Genomic DNA, 21,830 nt, shown 5'->3' on the forward strand with positions numbered 1-21,830 from the left:
GCCTCAGTCCAGCGGTGCCGTTCGTTGCCACGGGTGCAGTTTCTCCAGTTGCTCCGCCGTCTCCAGCAGCAGGGCCTCCGAACCCGGGCGGCCGACCAGCTGTACGGCGGTGGGGGCGCCCGAGGGGAGGGTGCCGAAGGGGACGGACATCGCGGGCCAGCCGGTCAGGTTCCAGGGCGGGGTCATGGGCGAGTAGTTGGTGTTGGCCAGGACGTTGCGGAGCCAGCCGCGCTCGTGCCAGGGCGCCGAGGCGGGGGAGCGGCGGGCCAGCGCCGGGGTGAGCAGGACGTCGTACTCCTCGAAGAACGGCTCCAGGCGACGGCGGAGTTCCTCGCGGCTCCTGCCGGTGCCGGCCCGCTTCACGAAGCGGCGGCCCACCGCGGCGTGGACCCGGGTGCGCCGGGTCAGCAGGGCGGGGTCGAGACCCTGGGCGTCCTCGGACGTGCCGGCCGTCCAGTGGGCGAGCGAGGTGAAGCTCAGCGACATCGGGTACGCCGGGTCCGCGCGGCGCACCTGATGGCCGGCCTTCATCAGCACCTCGGCGGCGTCCCGGGCGGCGGTCTTGTAGGGCGCGGTGATCGCGATGCCGGCGATCGGGCTGCGCAGCGAGACGGCCACCTTGCGCATACCGGACTCGGGCGGCCGTACGAACTCCGCGTCGGCCAGGATGCCCAGCATCAGCCGCGCGTCCTCGACCGTGGTCGCCAGCGGACCGTTCTCGGACATGCCGAACCAGTCGCCGTCGCTGACGCCCGCCGGGACCACGCCGTGACCGGGCTTGATGGTGACGAGGCCGCAGTTGGCCGCCGGGATGCGCAGCGAGCCCATGCCGTCGTTGCCGAGGGCGATCGGGACGAGCCCCGCGGCGACCGCGGCCGCGCTGCCGCCGGAGGAGCCGCCCGCCGTGCGCGAGGTGTCCCAGGGGTTGCGGGCGGTGCCGTGGACGCCCTCGGTGGTGCCGAAGACGCACAGCTCGGGCACGTTCGTCAGGCCCACGACCACCGCCCCCGCGGCGCGCAGCCGGGCGACCGTCACATGGTCCTCCGCCGACGGCGTGTCCGGCGTGGCCGCCGAGCCGACGCGCTTGGACTCGCCGCGTACCGCGAGGTTGTCCTTGACGGCCACCGGCACCCCGGCGAGGGGCAGTTCGGCGAGGTCGGCACGGGCGCCCACCTCGTCGGCCTCGGCGAGCGCCGCCTCGGCCCGTACCGTCCGGAAGGCGCCGACGCGGCCGTCGAGCCGCTCGATCCTGGCGAGGTGCTCGGCCACCACCTCGCGGGGCGTCGCCCGCTTCTCCCGCACGGCGGCGGCGATCTCGGCGGCGGTCCGGCCGATCCAGCTGGTCACGGGTCTCTCCTCGTACTGGCGAGTATGTAGGGAGAACTGTGCCCCGGCTCGGTCGTGGAGTCGAGAGGGGGGGCCTGCCCGGGCACCCGCACGGACGCCTTCTTGGACAATCGCGCCGGTGTTGTTGGACTTTTCGCGAAGCGGCTTCTGGAGACGCGCAGGTCATCCGATCAATGAGCCAACTCGGCTGGTTTCCGGTCCCATTGACAGCTCCTGAGGGCCGTCCAATGATCAGCCATCCGATGAATTGGAGTGGCGTGTGAGTACGTTTCCCAGACGCCGGTTCGTGGGTGTCGTCGCGGCCCTGGCCCTGCTCCTGTCGCCCGTCCCCGCGGTCGCCGGGCAGCGGGCCGCCGAGCCGCCGCCGGTCACCGTCCCGGCCCTCACCGACTGGACCCCGGAGTCCGGCAGCTACGCCTTCGGGTCCGGCGCCCGGCTCGTCGCGGACACCCCCGCCGAGGCCCGGGTCGCCGGCACCCTCGCCGACGATCTGCGGGCGGCCGGTCATGGCAGCGTTCCGGTGGTCGGCGGCACGGCTCGCGGCGGGGACATCGTTGTCGACATCCAGCCGGCCAGGAAGTCGCTCGGCGCCGAGGGCTACGAACTCCGCGTCGGCAAGCGGCTGTCGGTGACCGGCGCGACCGAGACCGGCGCCTTCTACGGCACCCGTACCCTCCTGCAACTCCTCGCGCAGGGCGACCGGGTCCCCGCCGGGCGGACCGTCGACGTCCCGCGCTACAAGGAGCGGGGCGTCGGAGTCTGCGCCTGCTACATCCACATCTCCGTGCCCTGGCTGGAGAACCTCGTCCGCGAGATGGCGAACCACAAGCTCAACCAGCTGCTCCTGGAGCTGAAGGTGAAGAGCGACGCCCATCCCGAGGCCAACACCTGGGGCTACTACACCAAGGACGAGATACGCCGACTCGTCGCCCTCGGCGAGAAGTACCACGTCGAGATCATCCCGGAGATCAACTCCCCGGGGCACATGGACCCGTGGATCGAGAACCGCCCGGATCTCCAACTCACCGACTCCGACGGCGACAAGCAGCCCTCCCGGCTCGACATCACCCAACCGGCCGCCTTCGACTACTACACGAGCCTGATCGACGAGTACGCCGAGGTCTTCAAGGCCCCGGCCTGGCACATGGGCGCCGACGAGTACATGCTCGGCTCCGACTTCGCCAAGTACCCGCAGATCCTCAAGTACGCCCAGGACAGATACGGTTCCGGCGCCACTCCGCAGGACGCCTTCATCGACTTCGTCAACCGCGTCGGCGCCTACGCCGCCGCCAAGGGCAGGAAGCTGCGCATCTGGAACGACGGGCTCACCGGCGCCAACACCGTCCCGGTGACAGCGGGCACCATCGTCGAGCACTGGCTGAACGTGACGACGAAGCCCAGCCAACTCATCGCCCAGGGCTACCCGTTGATGAACGCCTCGTACTCGCTCTACCTCATCCGCGGCGGCTTCCACAGCGACACCGAGGGCCTGTACGACCAGAGTTGGGACCCGCGCAGCTTCGAGGGTGAGAAGCTGGCCTCCGCCCGGGGCGTCACCGGCGCGAAGATCAGCCTGTGGCCGGACAACGGACGCGGCGAGACCGAGAACGAGGTCGCCGTACGGCTCTGGTCGGCCCTGCGCCACATCGCCCAGGCCACCTGGGGCGACTCTCACCCCGACGCCACCTATGCCGGATTCACCGCGCGCGGCGCGGCCGTCGGGCACGCGCCCGGATGGCGGGACCTGACCTCGGTGCCGGTGCCGGACGGGTCGTACTCCTTCCAGGCCGACGGCGTCACGTTCGACGCGGACCTGGCGCGCACCGCGGACGGCTATGTCACCCTGCGCGGCCCGTTGGGCTGCCTCGCGGTGAGCGGCGGCAGGCTCACCCTCAACGTGCCGCTCCAGCCGGGCGTCCAGGCCACCTGGGACGGCTGCTCCGCCACGAACACCTTGCAGCGCTGGCAGTTGCAGCCGGCGGAGGGCGGATACCGCCTCGTCAACGTCATCACGCGGATGGCGCTGAGCGTGACGGCCGACGGCCGCATCGTGCAGTACCCGCCCGACCAGCACCCGCCCGCCGTATGGCAGTTGAGCTGAGGAGCCACAACCATGACCGTCTCCAGACGCACCTTCGTGGCCGGCTCGGTCTCCGCGCTCATCGCGACCGGTCTCACCACGACCTCCGCGCTCGGCTCACCGCTGCCTGCCGACCCCGCGTACCGCATCCCCGTCAGCCCCGACGACACCCCCGACGACGTCGTCCGCAAGGCCTCCCAAGTCCGGCCCACCGCACGGCAGATCGCCTGGCAGGCGCTGGAACGCACCGCCTTCCTGCACTTCGGCGTCAACACCTTCACCGGCCTGGAGTGGGGCACCGGGGACGAGGACCCGGATGTCTTCCAGCCCACCGGCCTGGACACCGACCAGTGGGCCAGGGCCCTGCGGGACGGCGGCTTCAGGCTCGCCATCCTCACCGTCAAGCACCACGACGGCTTCGTCCTCTACCCCTCCCGCTACACCGACCACTCCGTGGCGTCGAGCAGTTGGCGCGACGGACACGGCGACGTGCTGCGGTCGTTCGCCGACTCGATGCGCCGGTACGGCCTGAAGGTCGGCGTCTACATCTCGCCCGCCGACGAGAACCAGTACCTCGACGGCGTCTACGCCAACGGCAGCGCCCGCTCGACCCGCACCGTCCCCACCCTCGTCGCGGGCGACGACCGCACCCCGCCGCAGACCTACACACTGGACGCCACCGACTACGGCGCCCACATGCTCAACCAGCTCTACGAAGTCCTCACCGAGTACGGCCCGATCGACGAGGTGTGGTTCGACGGCGCCCAGGGACGCATCCCGTCGGACAAGGTGGAGAGCTACGACTGGGACAGCTGGTACACCCTGGTCCGCGCCCTCGCCCCGGACGCGGCCATCGCCGTCACCGGACCCGACCTGCGCTGGGTCGGCAACGAGAGCGGGCTCGCGCGCGAGGACGAGTGGAGCGTCGTCCCGGTCAAGGAGAACCAGTACGGGCGCACCGACTGGGCCCTGTCCTACGACACCCCCGACGAGGGCAGCCGCGCCGCCCTGGTCGCCGCCCAGCCGAAGACGGATTACCTCCAGTGGTGGCCCGCGGAGTGCGATGTGTCCATCCGGGACGGCTGGTTCTACCACGCCGATCAACAACCCAAGAGCGTCGACCAGTTGACCGACATCTACTTCGGGTCCGTCGGACGCAACGCGGTGCTGCTGCTCAACGTCCCGCCGGACACGGATGGCTTGCTGGCCGCCGCGGACGTGACGCGGTTGCGGGAGTTCCGGGAGCGCGTGGACCGGGAACTGCCCGAGGATCTGGCCCGTGGCGCCCGTACGGTCACCTCCCAGGGCACGGTGACCGTCGACCTCGGGGCGGTGCGCGCGGTGGACCGGGTCCGGCTGGCGGAGGACATCCGGCACGGTCAGCAGATCGAGGGCTTCGTGGTGGAGGCGCATCTCGACGGGGCCTGGCGGCAGGTGGTGACGGCCGGAACGGTCGGCGCGAGCCGGATTCTGCTGCTGCCGACGGCGGTTCGGGCACGGCGCTGGCGGCTGAGGGTCACCGCGGCCCGGAGCGCGGTGCACGTCGCGGAGTTCGGGCTGTACAAGTCGCAGGTCTGAGGAGGGACTTGGGCGGGCGTCAGGCACCCCGAGCCGCGCCCGTACTGCCCCGCTCGATCAGCCGCGGCACCGGCACCCGTACGGTCCGCGCCGGGCCGCCGTCCAGCAGGGCCGTCAGCTCCCTGGCCGCCGTACGCCCGAACTCGACGCTGTCCCGGGACAGGGCGGACAGCCATGGCCTGACCATGCGGCACAGCGCCGAGTCCTCCCAGGAGACCACCGACACGTCCCCGGGCACGGACCGGCCCAGCTCGGTCGCGGCGGCGGCACCGGCGACGGCCATCACGTCGTTGTCGTAGATCAGCGCGGTCGGCGGGTCGGCGGCCTCCAGGACCCGGCGGGTGACGGCGGCGCCCTCGGCGTCGGAGTAGTCGGTGGTCACCGACCGCACCCCGCTGAGGCCGCGCCGCTCGGCCTCGGCGCGCAGGGTGCGGATACGGCGTTCGGTGTGGGCGAGCCCCGGCAGGCCCGCGATGTGCACGATCCGGCGGTGGCCGAGGGCGTACAGCCCGTCCACCACCGAGGCCATCGCGCCCGCGTCGTCCGCCCACACCGTCGACAGACCGGGGTGGCGTTCGTCGGGCGCGCCGCCGATCACCACGGCGGGCAGGCCGAGTTCGTCGAGGACGTCGGGCCGTGGGTCGGCGGTGCGCGGGTCGACCACCAGCACTCCGTCCACCCGGTGCTCGGCCCACCAGCGCCGGTACACCGCGCACTCGTCGGCCACGTCCTCCACCACCTGGAAGAGCAGCCCGAGATGGCGCTCCGCGAGTACCTCCTGGATACCGGAGACGAGTTGGAGGAAGAAGGAGTCCACGCCCAAGGTGTCCGCCGGGCGGGCGAGCACGAAGCCGACCGTCGCCGCGCCCTCGCCCGACAGGGCACGCGCCGCCGTACTGGGCCGCCAGCCCAGTTCCTCGGCGACCTGCCGCACCCGGTCCCGGGTGTCCTCGGAGACGCCGGGCCGGCCGTTGAGGGCGAAGGAGACCGCGCTCTGGGAGACGCCCGCATGTCGCGCGATGTCCTTCATCGTGGGCCGTCGGGCCGGTGAGCGCTTGCCTGACACGTGCTTCCCCATTCCTGCGAAGATTCCGCGCCAGCATGCACTAATGCGGTTCAGCGCTCAAGTGGCTAAACCGCATTAGTCACTAATTCGATTAGCCCTGCGAGAGTTATTGACGGGCCCTCGGCGAGGCGTGCAGGGTCTGCGTCGTCGGCCAACCCGCCGCACCCGCCCCGCCGCACCCACCCGCCGCACAAGGAGGCCGTTTCGCCGTGCCTGTTTCCCGTAGAGCCCTGGTCGCCGCCGCCGTCTGTCTCGTCCTGCCGCTGAGCGCCTGCGGCTCCGGGGACGACGGCGGAGGCTCGACCGACGCCTCCGGCAAGGTCGAGGGCGACATCACCTTCCAGACCTGGAACCTCAGGGCCAACTTCAAGCCGTATTTCGAAGGCCTGATCGCCGACTTCGAGAAGAAGTACCCCGGGACCAAGGTCAAATGGATCGACCAGCCCGCCGAGGGCTACGCCGACAAGATCAGCGCCGACGCCGCCGGCGGCACCCTGCCCGACGTCGTCAACGTCTCCCCGGACCTCGTCGCCCCGCTCGCCAAGGCCGGTCTCGCGCTCGACCTCGACAAGGCGGCGGCGCAGTACAAGAAGGAGTACCTGGAAGGCGCCTGGGCCAGCCACCAGATACCTGGCATGACCGGCACCTACGCCTTCCCCTGGTACCTCAACACCGGGCCGCTGTTCTACAACAAGTCCCTGTTCAAGAAGGCCGGCCTCGACCCCGACCAGCCGCCGAGGACGTACGACGAACTCTTCACGGACGCCCTCCAGATCGCGAGGAACAGCGACGGCGAGGTCTCCACCCTCGCCAACGTCCCCACCATCGAGGACTTCGGCCGCTACGGCGTCGAGCTCATGAACCCGGCCGGCACCGCCTTCGCCTTCAACGACGCCAAGGGCGTCGAACTCCTCGCCAAGTACAAGGAGCTGTACGACGCCAAGGCCCTCGACCCGCAGGCGCTCACCGCCACCCCCGAGTCGTCCGGCAAGAAGTTCCTCACCGAGGCCGTCGCCATGAACCCGGGCAGCGCCCTCGACCTCGGCAACTTCAAGAAGCAGGCGCCGAACCTCTACAAGAACATCGGCATCACCGACCAGATCACCAGCACCGGCCACGCCAACATGTACGTGATGGGCGTCATGGTCAACGCGCAGAGCAAGAGGAAGCCCGCCGCGGTCGCCTTCGCGCACTACGTCACCGACGCCACGCACCAGATGTCCTTCGCCCGGCAGGTCGCCATCTTCCCCAGCACCGCCGGTTCCCTCGACGACCCGTACTTCACCAAGGAGGACGGGACGGACGAGACCCGGGTGCGGATCGCGGCCGCCAAGTCGCTGAAGACCGCGGTCAACTACACGCCGGTGCTGTTCAGCGAACAGATGAAGACGGCGCTGCGCAACGAGGTCGCCAAGGCGCTGCAGGGCAAGGAGAGCCCCAAGGAAGCCCTCGACAACGCTGTCAAGGCCTGCGACACGCTGCTCCAGCAGCAGGGTTAGCCATGCTGATGTCGTCGACCGGGCCCCGGACACGTCCGGTACGTGTCCGGCGCCACCTGCCCACCAGCCCCTGGGTGTTCGCCGCGCCCGGCCTGCTGATCATCGGCGCGTTCATCCTGTACCCGTTCGTGTCGACCCTGGTGAACGCCTTCACCGACCGCCGCACCCTGATCCCGGGCGAGTTCGTCGGACTCGCCAACTTCCGCGAGCTGCTGCACGACGACATGTTCTGGATCGGACTGCGCAACAGTGTGCTGTACGTCCTCGGAGTCGTCCCCGCCCTCGTGATCCTGCCGCTGCTGCTCGCGCTGCTCGTACAGAAGAACATCCCCGGCATCACCTTCTTCCGGTCCGCCTTCTACACCCCGGTCGTCGCCTCGATCGTCGTGGTCGGCCTGATCTGGGTATGGCTCCTCGACGAACGCGGCCTCATCAACGCCCTGTTGGAGGCCGTCGGGGTGGGCCGGGTCGGCTTCCTGAGCGACCAGTGGCTGCTCCTGATGAGCGCGATGGCCGTCACGGTCTGGAAGGGCCTCGGCTACTACATGATCATTTACCTGGCGGCGCTGGCGAACGTCCCGCGGGAACTGCACGAGGCGGCGGCCGTGGACGGAGCGGGTGCCGTACGGCGCTTCTTCGCCGTGACCGTGCCCGCCGTCCGCTCGACCATGGCACTGGTCGGGGCACTGTCCTCGGTCGCCGCCTTCAAGGTGTTCTCCGAGGTGTACCTGATGGCGGGCCCGAGCGGCGGCCCGGCGGGCGAGGACACCACCCTCGTGATGCTCGTCCAGCGCACCGGCACCGGACTGACCGGCCGCGTCGGCTACGCGTCCGCGATCTCCGTCGTCGTCTTCGTCGTCACCGTCGCACTGATGCTGCTCGTGCTGCGGGCCGACCGCAGGAGTGAGTCATGACCCGAGTACGCGCGGGGGAGTTGGCGCTCCGGTACGTGCTGCTGCTCGCCGTCCTCGCCCTGACCGTGGGCCCGTTCCTCTGGCAGCTGTCGACCTCCCTGAAGGGCCCCACCGAGGACATCTACAGCTCACCGCCGACCTTCCTGCCCCAACACCCCACCCTGCACAACTACGAACGCGTCGCGGACACCATCCCCGTCTGGGACTACGCGTTCAACTCCCTGAAGGTCGCCACCGCCAACGTCGTCACCAACTGCGTCGGCTCCGCCCTCGCCGGATACGCCCTGGCCCGGCTCCGCTACCGGGGCCGCCGGATCGCCACCCTCGCCTTCATCCTGGCGATGCTCGTGCCGGTGGAGGGCATCATCATCGCCCAGTTCACGACCATGCGGGAGCTCGGCCTCAACAACACCCTGATCGGCGTCGTCCTGCCGGGCTGCATCGGCGCCATGAACGTCCTGCTGATGCGCAACGCCTTCCTCAACCTGCCGTACGAGATCGAGGAGGCGGCCTACGTCGACGGCGCCAACGTCTGGCAGCGGTTCCTGCGGATCGCGGTCCCCTCGGTCAGGGGCACCCTCGCCGTCGTCGCGATCTTCGCCTTCATGGGCGCCTGGGACGACTTCCTGTGGCCGCTCATCGTGCTGAGCGACCCGTCCAGGTTCACGCTCACCATCGGCCTCAACTATCTGCACGGCACCTTCGCGGGCGACGAACGCCTCGTCGCCGCGGGCACGGTCATCGCCGTGGCCCCGCTGATCGCCCTCTTCGCCTGCCTCCAGCGGTACTTCTTCCGCGGGGTGGGGGAGGGCGCGGTCAAGGGCTGACCCGACCCCGGTACCTCCGTCACAAGGACACGCATGCCTGCTGCCGTGCGCTTCGGCGTCAACTACACCCCCAGCGAAGGGTGGTTCCACCACTGGCTCGACTTCGACCTCGACTCCGTCCGGGCCGACCTCGACTCGATCGCCGCCCTGGGCCTCGACCACATCCGGGTCTTCCCGCTGTGGCCGTACTTCCAGCCCAACCGCACCCTCATCCGCCCCGCCGCCGTGGACCAGCTCGTGCGGTTGACGGACGCCGCCGCCGAACGCGGCCTCGACGTCAACGTCGACGGTCTGCAAGGGCACTTGAGCAGCTTCGACTTCCTGCCGGCGTGGACCAGGACCTGGCACCGGCGCAACCTGTTCACCGACCCGGACGTCGTCGAGGGCCAGGCGACCTACCTGCGGACGCTCGCCGCGGCGCTGGCCGACCGGCCCAACTTCCTCGGCATGACCCTCGGCAACGAGGTCAACCAGTTCTCGGCGGGCCCCCACCCCGACCCCGACCGGGCCACGTCCGACCAGATCGACGCGTGGCTGACGCGTCTGCTGGCCGCGTGCGAGGAGGGCGCCCCCGGACGGCTGCATCTGCACGCCGAGTACGACGCCACCTGGTACCAGGACGACCAGCCCTTCACCCCGGCCCAGGCCGCCCGGCTCGGCGGGGTCACGGCCGTGCACTCCTGGGTGTTCAACGGCACCGCCCAGCGGCACGGCCGCCCCTCCGTGCCGACCGAGCACCACGCCGCCTACCTCGTCGAGCTGAGCAAGGCATGGGCCGCCGAGCCGCACCGCCCCGTCTGGCTCCAGGAGGTCGGCGCCCCCGCGCCCCTCGTCCCGCCCGAGCACGCCGCCGCCTTCACCGAGGCCACCGTCGCCAACGCCCTGGACTGCCCCGACCTGTGGGGCATCACCTGGTGGTGCTCCCACGACGTGTCCCGGGAGCTGGCCGACTTCCCCTCGCTCGAATACGGGCTCGGCCTGCTGACCAACGACCGCCGACCCAAGGACATCGCCCACGTGCTGGCGAAGGCGGCCCGCGCCCACACCTACGCCCCGGCCGCCCGCACCACCGCCCTCGTCGTCCCCGCGCACCCGTCGCGGCGCTCACAGTGCGCACCCGGCGGGCCCGTCTACGACGCCTTCTTCCGGCTGGTCGCCGACGGGGCCCGCCCCACCACCGTGCTCGACACGCACGCCGCCGACCCCGCCCACCTCACCGCGCGCGGCATCACCGAAGTCATCACGTCCGACCAGGTACTCCCCACCCCACAAGGAGGCACCCGCTCGTGAACCCCACCAGACGCACCGTGCTGATCGCAGGAGCCGCGGCGGCCCTGCTCAGAGCGCAGCCCGCGGGGGCCGCCCCCGAAGCGAAGGCCGCCGCCCTCCAGCCGTACGCCTCCTACTGGTACCCGGACTCCCTGCCCTCCGGCACCCCCGGCACCGGTATCACCTGGCGCAGCCTGAAGTCCTGGCGCGCTGCCGACGACCCCGACCTGGCCTTCAACGCGGCGTCCGTGCCGCTCGCCGCCCGCTTCACCCCCACCCCGGCGAACGGGACCGCCCGCGCCGGACAGGCCCGCATCCAGTCCCTGGTGTCCTTCGGGCCGACGTCGAGCAACCCCTCACAGGGCGCGCCGACAGCCGACTACTACGCCTTCGGGCACTGGGCCTACGTCGACGAACTCGTCTTCTGGGGCGGCTCCTCCGGTGAGGGCCTGATCCTGGCGCCCAACGCGCCGATCGTGGACGCCGCCCACCGGCACGGCGTGCCCGTCCTCGGCAACATCTTCCTGCCGCCGGTCGCCTACGGCGGGCAGTTGCGGTGGACACGGGATCTGGTGCAGAAGGACGCGGCCGGACGGTATCCGCTCGCCGCTCAACTCGTCGCGGTGGCCGAGTCGTACGGCTTCGACGGGTGGTTCGTGAACGCGGAGACCGGGGGTGGGGACAGCACCCTCGGGGCCGCCATGCTCGGCTTCCTACGGGAGCTGAAGTCCCTCGCCGCCGCCCGGGGGCAGCGGGTGACCTGGTACGACTCGATGACCGTGAACGGGTCGGTGAGCTGGCAGGGCGCCCTCAACAGCAGCAACCAGCCCTTCTTCGAGACCGCCGACGACATGTTCGTGGACTTCCGCTGGACGGCGAGCGGTCTCGCCTCCTCGGGTACGCGCGCCGATCAACTGGGGCGCAGCCGCTATGAGTTGTGGGTCGGTGTGGACGTGGAGGCGAACGGCTCGGACAAGTCCGTGAACTGGGACGCGATCGTGCCGAGCGGACGCGCCCACATCGCCTCGATCGGCCTGTACCGCCCCGAGTGGACCCGCAACCACCTGCCCGCGACCCGCACCCCCGAGGACTTCCACGCCGCCGACGACCGCTTCTGGAGCGGCCGTTCACTCGACCCGTCCCGGCCGGACGCCACGGACACCTGGCGGGCGCCGGCCGTGTCCGTCGCCGACCGGTCGACGGTGACGTCGCTTCCCTTCGCGAGCGTGTTCAACACCGGGCACGGGCTGCGCTGGTACGAGCAGGGCGCGGTCACCTCGGAAACGCCCTGGAACCACCTGGGCCTCCAGGACCGGCTGCCGTCGCGGCAGTGGGTGGTGCGCACGGAAGGGCAACGCCCCGCTGTCGGCTTCGACTTCGCGGACGCGTGGCGCGGCGGGAGCAGCGTGCTGGTGGACGGCGCCCTGGACGCGCCGACGGTGCTGGAGGTGTACGCCACACGCCTGCCGATCACCGCTGACACGGTCGTCGAGGTGACGCACCGGACGGACGCGGGCGCGGTCCGGATCGAGCTCGCGGTGGCCACCGGCGAGCCGAGCGCGTATGCCTATCTGCCCGTGGACTCGGGCGACACCTGGCAGACATCGACCGTACGACTCCGAGGCCTGACCGGGACCGTTCACGCGCTCGGGGTGCGGCTCACCGCGACCGACGGGCCCGTGACCTGGCGGCTGGGCGGCATCGCGGTCCGGGACACGGTCCTGAGCCCCGCTGCACCCACCGCGTTCCGCGTGACCGCCGCGTCCGGCGGCGACCTCCGCCTCGCCTGGAACCCTGCCCCCGGCGACGTACGCCACTACACCCTGCACCGCCTGCTCCCGGACGGCACCCGGCGCTTCCTCGGCGGCACCTGTCAGCAGGCCTACTTCCTCGGGGGCCTCCAGCCCGAACAGGGCGAGCGGGCCGCGCGGTTCGAACTGCGTGCCGTGGGGGAGCTGTACACGTCGTCGGCACCCGTCTCCGTCACCCACCCCTGGTAACCCACCCCCCTCAGCTTGGAGTACCCCGCATGCATGACGACCGCCGTCTGGTCGAGGCCCGGCTCAAGCGCGTCCTCGACGAGCGCATCCGCCCCGCCGTGTACCCCGAGTCCGTGCCGCTGGACGTGGCGGTGTGGCACGCCCCCGGTGAACCGGTGCCGGTCGCCGAGGGGCTGGCGTCCGAGCCCGAGCCGATCGAGGTCGGCGCCCGCTGGGGCGCCCCGTGGGGGACCAGTTGGTTCCGGGTCACCGGGACCGTCCCCGAGGCATGGGCCGGGAAGACCGTCGAGGCGCTCCTCGATCTCGGCTTCGACGAGAACATGCCCGGCTTCCAGTGCGAGGGCCTCGTCTACCGCCCCGACGGCACCCCGGTGAAGGGCCTCAACCCGCGCAACCAGTGGGTCAGGATCGGTGCGCCGGTCGAGGGCGGCGAGGAGGTGCGGCTGCACATCGAGGCCGCCTCCAACCCCGTCATCCTCGACTACCACCCCTTCCTGCCCACGCAGTTGGGCGACAAGGAGACCGCGGGCGACGAACCGCAGTACACGCTCACCCGCATGGACCTCGCCGTCTTCGACGAGACCGTCTGGCAGCTCGTCCTCGACCTGGAGGTGCTCGGCGAGCTGATGCACGAGCTGCCGGCGGACTCGGCGCGCCGCTGGGACCTCGTGCGGGCCGTGGACCGGGCCCTGGACGCCGTCGACCTCCAGGACGTGAACGGCAGCGCCGCCCAGGCGCGGGCACGCCTGGAGACCGTCCTGTCCGAGCCCGCCGCGCCCTCCGCGCACCGCATCAGCGCGGTCGGCCACGCGCACATCGACTCGGCGTGGCTGTGGCCGCTGCGCGAGACGGTGCGCAAGGTGGCCCGTACGACCTCCAACATGACCGCACTCCTGGAGGACGAGCCGGAGTTCGTCTTCGCCATGTCCCAGGCGCAGCAGTGGGCGTGGGTGAAGGAACACCGGCCCGAGGTGTGGGCGCGGGTGAAGAAGGCGGTGGCGGACGGCCGGTTCGTGCCGGCGGGCGGGATGTGGGTGGAGTCGGACACCAACATGCCTGGTTCGGAGGCCATGGCCCGGCAGTTCGTGCACGGCAAGCGGTTCTTCCTCGACGAGTTCGGCATCGAGAACGACGAGGCGTGGCTGCCCGACACCTTCGGTTTCGCGGCCGGGCTGCCGCAGATCATCAAGGCGGCGGGCTCCAAGTGGCTGCTGACCCAGAAGATCTCCTGGTCGCAGACGAACAAGTTCCCGCACCACACCTTCCGTTGGGAGGGCATCGACGGCACCCGGATCTTCACGCACTTCCCGCCCGTCGACACCTACAACTGCTCCATGAAGGGCAGCGAGATCGCCCACGCGGCCCGCAACTTCAAGGACAAGGGCGTCGCCCGGCACTCCCTCGCCCCGACCGGCTGGGGCGACGGAGGCGGCGGCACGACCCGGGAGATGATCGCCAAGGCGGCCCGTCTGCGCGACCTCGAAGGATCTGCGACCGTGGTGTGGGAGACGCCGACGGAGTTCTTCCAGAAGGCCGAGTCCGAGTACCCGGAACCGCCCGTGTGGGTGGGCGAGTTGTATCTCGAACTCCACCGCGCCACCCTCACCAGCCAGGCGAAGACCAAGCAGGGCAACCGCCGCAGCGAACATCTCCTGCGCGAGGCCGAACTGTGGGCGGCGACGGCGGCCGTCAGAACCGGATTCCCCTACCCCTACGAGGACTTGGACCGCATCTGGAAGACGGTCCTGCTCCACCAGTTCCACGACATCCTGCCCGGCTCGTCCATCGCGTGGGTGCACCGCGAGGCGCGGAGGACGTACGAGCGGGTCGCCGAGGAGCTGACCGGCATCATCGAGTCCGCACAGCGCGCCCTCGCGGGGGAGGGGGACCGGGAGCTGGTCTTCAACTCCGCCCCACACACCCGCGCCGCCGTCCCGGCGGGCGGCGCCGCCACACCGGTCGTCGAAGGCCGCACACGGATCACCGACCGCCCCTCCGGAGGGCACATCCTCGACAACGGCCTCCTGCGCGTGGAGATCGACGGCGACGGACTGGTGGTCTCGGCCCACGACATCGCGGCCGACCGCGAGACGATCGCGCCGGGCACGGCCGCCAACCTCCTCCAACTCCACCCCGACTTCCCGAACATGTGGGACGCCTGGGACGTGGACGAGTTCTACCGCAACACGGTCACCGACCTCACGGCGGCGGACGAGGTCGTCTCCGACGGCGAGAGCGGCGTGCGGATCGTCCGCACCTTCGGCTCCTCCCGCGTCACCCAACTGCTCTCCCTCGCACCGGGGGAGCGGCGGCTGCTGCTGGACACGGAGGTCGACTGGCACGAGACGGAGAAGTTCCTGAAGCTGGCGTTCCCGCTCGACGTGCACGCCGAACGGTACGCGTCGGAGACCCAGTTCGGGCACTTCCACCGGCCCACCCACACCAACACCAGCTGGGAGGCGGCCAAGTTCGAGGCCTGCAACCACCGCTTCGTCCACCTGGAGGAGCCCGGCTGGGGCGTCGCCGTCGCCAACGACTCGACGTACGGCCACGACGTGACCCGGACGGTGCGCACGGACGGCGACGGCGGTACCACGACCTCCGTCCGGGTCTCCCTGCTCCGTGCCCCGCGCTTCCCCGACCCCGAGACCGACCAGGGCGTCCACCGCTTCCGGCACGCGCTGATCCCCGGCGCGGGCATCGGCGACGCGGTCCGCGAGGGCTGGCGGATCAACCTCCCGGAACGCCGGACCACCGGTGCCGGCGAGGTGACCCCGCTGGTCACGGCCGACCAGGACGCGGTCGTGATCACGGCGGTGAAGCTGGCCGACGACGCCAGCGGCGACGTGATCGTACGGCTGCACGAGGCGCACGGCGGACGAGCCAGGGCCACCCTGACGGCCGGGTTCGAGGTGGCGGACGTGACGGCGACCGACCTCCTGGAGCGGCCACTGCCGGAAACGGTGACCCGGGACGGCAACCGCGTGCCGCTGCGCCTGCGTCCCTTCCAGCTCGTCACCCTGCGCCTGAGGAGGGCAGAATCCGGGGTGTGACGAGCACTTCGACGACGATCAGCGCGCGGGAACTCAACCGGGCCACACTCGCCCGTCAGCTGCTGCTGCGCCGGGAGCCACTGGGAGTCGCCGCCGCGGTCCGGCGCCTCCTCGCCCTCCAGGCGCAGCAGCCCGCGTCGCCGTATCTCGCGCTGTGGAACCGGCTCGACGGCTTCGACCCGGCCGAACTGGACGCGGCCTTCGCCGACCGCACGCTGGTGAAGGCGACCCTGCTGCGGATCACCCTGCACGCGGTCCACCGCGACGACTACGGCACGGTCCGGGAGGCGATGCAGCCGACGCTGCACGCCTCCCGGCTCGGCCACCGCTTCGCCGCCGCGGGTCTCACCCCGGCGGACGCGGCCGAACTGGAGCCGGGGTTCCTGGAGTTCGCGTCCCGGCCCCGGTCGAACGGCGACCTGGCGGGCTGGTTGGCGGAGCGGGTGGGCGCGGAGAAGAAGGAGGGGGCGTGGTGGGGACTGCGGTCGTACGCCCCGCTGGTGCACGTACCGACCGGCGGGCCCTGGTCCTTCGAGTACTCCCCGTCGTACGTCGCCGCACCCGAGGGCCGCTTCACCGGCGACCCCGGAGCGGCACTGCGCACCCTCGTCCTGCGCTACCTGGAAGGCTTCGGACCCGCGTCGGTGGCGGACATCGCCCAGTTCGCGATGGTCCAACGGGCTCGCGTCCGGGCCGTGTTGGGGACGCTCGGCGAGACGCTGGAGGTGTGGGCCGGCCCCGAGGGGAGGACGCTGTACGACGTCCGGGACGCCCCGCGCCCACCCGCCGACACCCCCGCCCCACCCCGCCTCCTCCCCATGTGGGACAGCGTTCTGCTGGCGTACGACGACCGCAGCCGGATGATCCCGCCCGACCACCGCAAGCTGGTGACCCGGGTCAACGGAGACGTCCTGCCGACGCTGCTGGTCGACGGGTACGTGGCCGGGGTGTGGCGCCCCGTGGAGGGCGGCATCGAGGCGACGGCCTTCCACGACCTCCCGGACGCGGCATGGGACGGGCTGGCGGAGGAGGCACGCGCACTGCTCGCCCTCCTGGCGGACCGGGACCCGCGGGTCTACAGCCGGTACGCCCACTGGTGGAGCAAGCTCCCCACGGGACAGACCCGGGTACTCCCTGACTGACCGCTCACGCCCCGCGTTGTCAGTGGCTGTCCGTAAGGTGGCATCGATCTTGCGGATGCGGCATCGGGAGACGGGGACACATGGGTGCCAGCGGTTGGGAGTACGTCGCCCCGTTCAAGGGGACCGTCGAGGAGTCACTGGAGGCGCTGCACGCGCAGGTCTTCCAGGACGAGTACGGCGACGACGACACGTACGAGAGCCTTGAGGAGCTCTGGGCGGACGAGGAGTTCATGGGCGAGGAGGGGACCCACTCGATCCTGGACATCGACCGCGTCGTCCACACGACCACCGCCCCCTCGGACCACGACGTCCGGGACTACGGCACCCTGCGCCCGCTCGCGCCCGAGCGCGTCAGACACCATTTCGGCACCGAGCACCCCACGCCCGACCGGTTCCGGGAGGTGCTGGCCCGGTCGTATGCGTCCATGGGACCCCGCTCCGGCCCCGGTGAGACGCTCCTCGACGAGTGCCGTATGCGGTGGACCGGCCTGTACGTCGTCCTGCACACCGGCGATGAGCCGACCCACCTGGGGATATTCGGCTTCTCGGGCGACTGAGCCGCTGTGGTCAGGCCTCGCTGATCTGCGATCGCAGCCACTGCTCCACCTCACCCACATGAGCCGCCGCCGCGGCCCGTGCCGCCTCCGGGTCATGGGCCACCAACGCCCGATGGATCGCGGCATGTTCCCGCCGCGTCCGCTCGAAGGCACCCTCTTCCTGGTAGCCGCGCCACACCCGGGCCCGGAAGGTGCGTGAGGACAGGCCCTCCAGGATCGCGGCCATGGTGTCGTTGCCGGCGGCCAGGGCGATCTCGCGGTGGAAGGCGAGGTCGTGGGCGAGGATCTCCTCGGGGTCGTCGGTGGCGTTCATCGCCGTGAGGTGCTTCTCCACCTCGGCCAGCTGGTCCGGGGTGATCCGGGCCGCCGCCAGCGCGGTCGCCGTCGACTCCAGGATGCGGCGCACCTCCAGCAGCTCCACCAGACGCGGGCCGCGGGACAGATCGGCGACCACGCCGAACGTCTCCAGCAGGTCACCGGCCTCCAACTGCGTCACGTAGATGCCCGAACCGTGCCGGGCCTCCAGCACCCCCAGCACCGTCAGCGCGCGGATCGCCTCCCGCATCGAGCTGCGCGAGATCCCCAGCTGCACGGCCAGATCCCGTTCCGTGGGCAGCCGCTGCCCGGGCTCCAGGCTGCCCTGGGCGATCATCGCCTTGATCTGCTCGATCGCCCGCTGGGTCACCGTGCCCTTCTGCGGGGTCTCCTCCACGCCACCACTCCTCCACTCGCCGTGCGCCGCAGTCTAACCACCGAGGTGGTCTGACCACTATGGCCCGAGCGCACGGAAAATCGGCTCCACAGGGTGTTGTGGAGGCGAAGTGGTCTGATAAATATGCGGGCATCTGCTCGATCACGCTCGACGAGGAGCTGAGAGATGGCCGGCTGGACAGTGCGGAACGGACGTCGTAACAGGGGCATATCGGTGTGGGCGGTGCGTACGACGGCTGCGGCCGCCTGCGCGGGGCTCGCGCTCACGGCATGCGGCAGCACCAAGGACACCGGCGGTTCCACCACCGCCGCGGGCGACGGGAACGGCAAGGTCGGGGTGGTCCTGCCCCTGCTCACCTCGCCGTTCTGGCAGTCGTACAACGACTATGTCCCGAAGATGGCGAAATCCGAGGGCGTCGACGCGCTCAAGACGGTCAACTCCAACAGCGATCCCTCCCAGCAGATCACCGACATCAACACCGAACTCAACCAGGGCGTCGAGGGCCTGGTCGTCGCCCCGCTGGACAGCGCCGCCATCGAAGCCGGCCTGGACCAGGCGGAACGCAAGGGCGTACCCGTGGTCGCCGTCGACGTGGCCCCCGACAAGGGCAAGGTCGCCATGGTCGTGCGCGCGAACAACGTCGCGTACGGCGAGAAGGCCTGCCAGTACCTCGGCAAGCAGATCCCCTCCGGCAAGGTCGTGCAGATCATGGGCGACCTCGCCTCGGTCAACGGCCGGGACCGTTCGGAGGCGTTCCGGGCCTGCGTGAAGAAGAACTTCCCGAAGCTGAAGGTGCTGGAGATCCCCGCCAAGTGGGAGTCCGACGCGGCCGCCTCGAAACTCGACACCCTGCTGAACTCCAACCCCGACATCAAGGGCATCTACATGCAGGCCGGCGGCGTCTATCTCGCGCCGACCCTCCAGACCCTGAAGTCCAAGGGCATGCTGAAGACCGCCGGACAGTCCGGGCACATCACCATCGTCTCCAACGACGGCATCCCGCAGGAGTACGAGGCCATCCGCAAGGGCGAGATCGACGCCACCGTCTCCCAGCCCGCGGACCTGTACGCCAAGTACGGCATGTACTACATCAAGGCGGCGATGAAGGGGGAGACCTTCAAGCCCGGCCCCACGGACCACGACTCGACGATCGTCAAGCTGCCCAGCGGCATCCTGGAGGACCAGCTCCCCGCGCCCCTGGTCACCAAGGACAACGTCGACGACCCCGACCTGTGGGGCAACACCGTCAAATGACCACGGCACTCGTAGAAGCCCAGAGCATCGTCAAGCGGTACGGCCCGACCACCGCCCTCGCCGACGGCCGCCTCACCGTGCTGCCGCGCGAGTCCCACGCCCTCGTCGGCCGCAACGGCGCCGGCAAGTCCACGCTGGTGAACATCCTCAGCGGCCTCCAGTCCCCGGACGAGGGAACGGTCCGCTTCGACGGCGAACCCGCCCCCGCGCTCGCCGACCGGGACGCCTGGCGGCGCAAGGTCGCCTGCGTCTACCAGAAGCCGACCGTCGTCCCCGAACTCACCGTCGCCGAGAACCTGTTCATCAACCGCCAGCCCCTGCACCGCGGATTCATCAGCTGGCGAAGACTCCGCCGCGACGCCGCCGAGCTCCTCGGCACCTGGGGCGTCCACGTCGACCCGGAGGCCCGCACCGCCGACCTCAAGGTCGAGGACCGCCAAATGGTGGAGATCGCCCGGGCCTTGAGCTTCGGCGCCCGCTTCATCGTCCTCGACGAACCGACCGCCCAGCTCGACAACCGGGAGATCGAACGCCTCTTCACCCGGATGCGGGCCCTCCAGGAGTCCGGCGTCACCTTCCTCTTCATCTCCCACCACCTCCAGGAGGTCTACGAGGTCTGCCAGACCGTCACCGTCCTGCGCGACGCCCGCTGGATCACCACGGCACCCGTGGCGGACCTGCCACGGGCCGCGCTGGTGGAGGCCATGGCGGGGGAGACGGTCGCCGAACACGCCGTACGAGGGCGCTCTGTCGATGCCGGGGCTCCCGTCCTGCTCGACGCACGCGGGCTCACCTCCGACGCCTACCGGGACATCGACCTGACCGTCCGCCGCGGCGAGGTCGTCGGGCTCGCCGGTATCAGCGGCAGCGGGAAGATCGAGCTCGCCGAGTCGTTCACGGGGCTGCACACACCGACGAGCGGCACCGCCCGACTCGACGGTACACAGCTGCCGTTCGGCGATGTACAGGCCGCCCTGAAGGCCGGCGTCGGCTGCGTGCCGCGCGACCGGCACGGACAGGGCCTCGTGTTCGGCATGAGTATCGGTGACAACGCCACCATGAGCGTCCTGGACCGGCTCGGCCGCTTCGGCTTCGTCGGCAGCGACCGCAGACGGGGCTTCGCCACCGAACTGATCGACCGCCTCGACATCCACACCGAAGGCCCCGACCAGCCCGTCTCCGACCTGTCCGGCGGCAACGCGCAGAAGGTCGTCATGGCCCGCGCCCTCGCCTCCGATCCCCGTCTCCTCGTCCTCATCAACCCCACCGCGGGCGTCGACGTGAAGTCCAAGGAGTCACTGCTCGCCCATGTGGACAGCGCCCGCGACGACGGCACCGCCGTACTCGTCGTCTCCGACGAACTCGACGACCTGCGCCGCTGCGACCGCGTCCTCGTCCTCTTCCACGGCCGCGTGGTCGCCGAGCACGCGGCCGGCTGGCGCGACCACGAGCTGATCGCCTCCATCGAAGGAGTGGACCACCATGGCTGACACCAAGGCTCCGCCGGTGAAGCAGCAGCGCGTGCCCGAGGCGGGGGCGGCTCGTGCGGTGCTGCTGCGCAGGGCGCGCGAACTGGCTCTCGTCCCCGCGCTGTTGCTGCTCCTCGTGCTCGGCGGCGTACTCAACGACTCCTTCCTCACCGAAGCCACCCTGGTCTCCATCCTGGCCTCGTCCGCCGCGCTCGCGATGGTCGTGCTCGCCGAGTCGCTGGTACTCATCACCGGCAAGTTCGACCTGTCACTGGAGTCGGTGGTCGGCATCGCTCCGGCGGTGGCGGCGCTCCTGGTGCTGCCCGCGGCACAGGCCGGCTGGGGCACGGAACTGCCCGCCGCGGTCGCCCTGCTGGCCATCCCCCTGGTGGGAGCGGTCATCGGGGCGTTCAACGGCATCCTCGTGGTGAAGGTGAAGCTCAACGCCTTCATCGTCACCCTGGCCATGCTGATCATCCTGCGGGGGTTGCTGGTCGGCGCCACCAAGGGCAAGACGCTGTTCGGCATGCCGGACGCGTTCTTCTCGCTCGCCACCACCACGTTCCTGCGGATCCCGATGTCGGTGTGGGTGGCCGCCGTGGCCTTCGCGGTGGCCGGGCTCGTCCTCAAGTACCACCGGATCGGCCGCGCGCTGTACGCGATCGGCGGCAACCTGGAGGCGGCCCGCGCGGCCGGTATCCGGGTCGACCGCGTCCGGCTCGGGGTGTACGTCGTCGCCGGGGTGCTCGCCTCGATCGGCGGCCTCATGTACACCGGCTACGTCGGTGCCATCGGCGCCAACCAGGGCCAGAACATGATCTTCACGGTGTTCGCCGCGGCCGTCATCGGAGGCATCAGCCTCGACGGCGGCCGGGGGACCATGTTCGGCGCCCTGACCGGCGTACTCCTGCTGGGTGTCGTCAAGACCATGCTCACCATGGCCCAGGTGCCGTCCTTCTGGATCGACGCCATCTACGGCGGAATCATCCTCCTCGCCCTCATGATCGCCCGCGTCACCACCGGCCGCGCCCAGGACTGACCCCGTCCCCTACTGAAAGGCCCT

At 70.7% G+C, this 21,830-nt stretch carries 16 protein-coding genes; 13 read left to right on the forward strand and 3 right to left on the reverse strand.

Translation table 11 applies throughout. From position 1 onward, the window contains the following. Positions 1 to 3: 3 nt before the first annotated feature. On the reverse strand, positions 4 to 1,347 hold the full coding sequence (locus tag OG885_RS39845; RefSeq protein ID WP_405740633.1) for an amidase: 1,344 nt from the start codon (positions 1,345 to 1,347) through the stop codon (positions 4 to 6). A gap of 259 nt (positions 1,348 to 1,606) precedes the next feature. Between OG885_RS39845 and OG885_RS39850 the strand changes: the two genes are divergently transcribed. After that, the gene (locus tag OG885_RS39850; protein ID WP_405740635.1) at positions 1,607 to 3,448 is read left to right on the forward strand and encodes a family 20 glycosylhydrolase; all 1,842 of its coding nucleotides are present in this window, start codon (positions 1,607 to 1,609) and stop codon (positions 3,446 to 3,448) included. A gap of 12 nt (positions 3,449 to 3,460) precedes the next feature. After that, positions 3,461 to 5,005, forward strand: a complete 1,545-nt coding sequence (locus OG885_RS39855) for an alpha-L-fucosidase (protein WP_405740638.1) — start codon at positions 3,461 to 3,463, stop codon at positions 5,003 to 5,005. 19 nt (positions 5,006 to 5,024) lie between these two features. On the opposite strand, the gene OG885_RS39860 is transcribed toward OG885_RS39855, so the two are convergent. After that, positions 5,025 to 6,035, reverse strand: coding sequence for a LacI family DNA-binding transcriptional regulator (locus OG885_RS39860; protein WP_405743101.1), 1,011 nt, complete (start codon positions 6,033 to 6,035; stop codon positions 5,025 to 5,027). 245 nt (positions 6,036 to 6,280) lie between these two features. Between OG885_RS39860 and OG885_RS39865 the strand changes: the two genes are divergently transcribed. The 8 genes from OG885_RS39865 to OG885_RS39900 all read left to right on the forward strand — a co-directional run bounded on the left by OG885_RS39865 (position 6,281) and on the right by OG885_RS39900 (position 17,332). Next, the gene (locus OG885_RS39865; RefSeq protein WP_405740641.1) at positions 6,281 to 7,570 is read left to right on the forward strand and encodes an ABC transporter substrate-binding protein; all 1,290 of its coding nucleotides are present in this window, start codon (positions 6,281 to 6,283) and stop codon (positions 7,568 to 7,570) included. 2 nt (positions 7,571 to 7,572) lie between these two features. Further along, complete coding sequence (locus OG885_RS39870) at positions 7,573 to 8,484, forward strand: carbohydrate ABC transporter permease (protein ID WP_405740644.1); 912 nt, start codon at positions 7,573 to 7,575, stop codon at positions 8,482 to 8,484. Next, the gene (locus OG885_RS39875) at positions 8,481 to 9,311 is read left to right on the forward strand and encodes a carbohydrate ABC transporter permease (protein ID WP_405740647.1); all 831 of its coding nucleotides are present in this window, start codon (positions 8,481 to 8,483) and stop codon (positions 9,309 to 9,311) included. Before OG885_RS39870 ends, OG885_RS39875 begins: the two co-directional genes overlap by 4 nt. Positions 9,312 to 9,344: 33 nt before the next feature. Next, positions 9,345 to 10,601 carry a glycosyl hydrolase gene (locus OG885_RS39880; protein ID WP_405740650.1) on the forward strand — a complete coding sequence of 419 codons (1,257 nt, stop codon included), beginning with the start codon at positions 9,345 to 9,347 and terminating at the stop codon, positions 10,599 to 10,601. Then, positions 10,598 to 12,580 (forward strand): endo-beta-N-acetylglucosaminidase, encoded by a 1,983-nt coding sequence (locus OG885_RS39885; protein WP_405740653.1) that lies wholly within the window; start codon positions 10,598 to 10,600, stop codon positions 12,578 to 12,580. Before OG885_RS39880 ends, OG885_RS39885 begins: the two co-directional genes overlap by 4 nt. A 29-nt stretch (positions 12,581 to 12,609) precedes the next feature. Beyond that, complete coding sequence (locus OG885_RS39890; protein ID WP_405740656.1) at positions 12,610 to 15,633, forward strand: alpha-mannosidase; 3,024 nt, start codon at positions 12,610 to 12,612, stop codon at positions 15,631 to 15,633. Then, the gene (locus OG885_RS39895) at positions 15,630 to 16,775 is read left to right on the forward strand and encodes a winged helix DNA-binding domain-containing protein (protein WP_405740659.1); all 1,146 of its coding nucleotides are present in this window, start codon (positions 15,630 to 15,632) and stop codon (positions 16,773 to 16,775) included. The genes OG885_RS39890 and OG885_RS39895 overlap by 4 nt, the downstream gene beginning before the upstream one ends. An 80-nt stretch (positions 16,776 to 16,855) precedes the next feature. Next, positions 16,856 to 17,332, forward strand: a complete 477-nt coding sequence (locus OG885_RS39900; protein WP_405740662.1) for a hypothetical protein — start codon at positions 16,856 to 16,858, stop codon at positions 17,330 to 17,332. 10 nt (positions 17,333 to 17,342) lie between these two features. On the opposite strand, the gene OG885_RS39905 is transcribed toward OG885_RS39900, so the two are convergent. Continuing rightward, positions 17,343 to 18,044, reverse strand: a complete 702-nt coding sequence (locus OG885_RS39905) for a FadR/GntR family transcriptional regulator (RefSeq protein ID WP_405740665.1) — start codon at positions 18,042 to 18,044, stop codon at positions 17,343 to 17,345. Positions 18,045 to 18,209: 165 nt separating this feature from the next. Here OG885_RS39905 and OG885_RS39910 point away from each other — a divergent pair, with 165 nt between their 5' ends. From OG885_RS39910 to OG885_RS39920, 3 genes are read left to right on the forward strand one after another with little or no spacing between them, the layout of a single operon-like run. Next, on the forward strand, positions 18,210 to 19,298 hold the full coding sequence (locus OG885_RS39910; protein ID WP_405740668.1) for a sugar ABC transporter substrate-binding protein: 1,089 nt from the start codon (positions 18,210 to 18,212) through the stop codon (positions 19,296 to 19,298). Next, positions 19,295 to 20,788 (forward strand): sugar ABC transporter ATP-binding protein, encoded by a 1,494-nt coding sequence (locus OG885_RS39915; RefSeq protein WP_405740671.1) that lies wholly within the window; start codon positions 19,295 to 19,297, stop codon positions 20,786 to 20,788. The genes OG885_RS39910 and OG885_RS39915 overlap by 4 nt, the downstream gene beginning before the upstream one ends. Further along, complete coding sequence (locus OG885_RS39920; protein WP_405740674.1) at positions 20,781 to 21,806, forward strand: ABC transporter permease; 1,026 nt, start codon at positions 20,781 to 20,783, stop codon at positions 21,804 to 21,806. The genes OG885_RS39915 and OG885_RS39920 overlap by 8 nt, the downstream gene beginning before the upstream one ends. Positions 21,807 to 21,830: the final 24 nt, after the last annotated feature.

The organism is Streptomyces sp. NBC_00028 (genome assembly GCF_045041065.1).
Classification (GTDB): Bacteria; Actinomycetota; Actinomycetes; order Streptomycetales; family Streptomycetaceae; genus Streptomyces.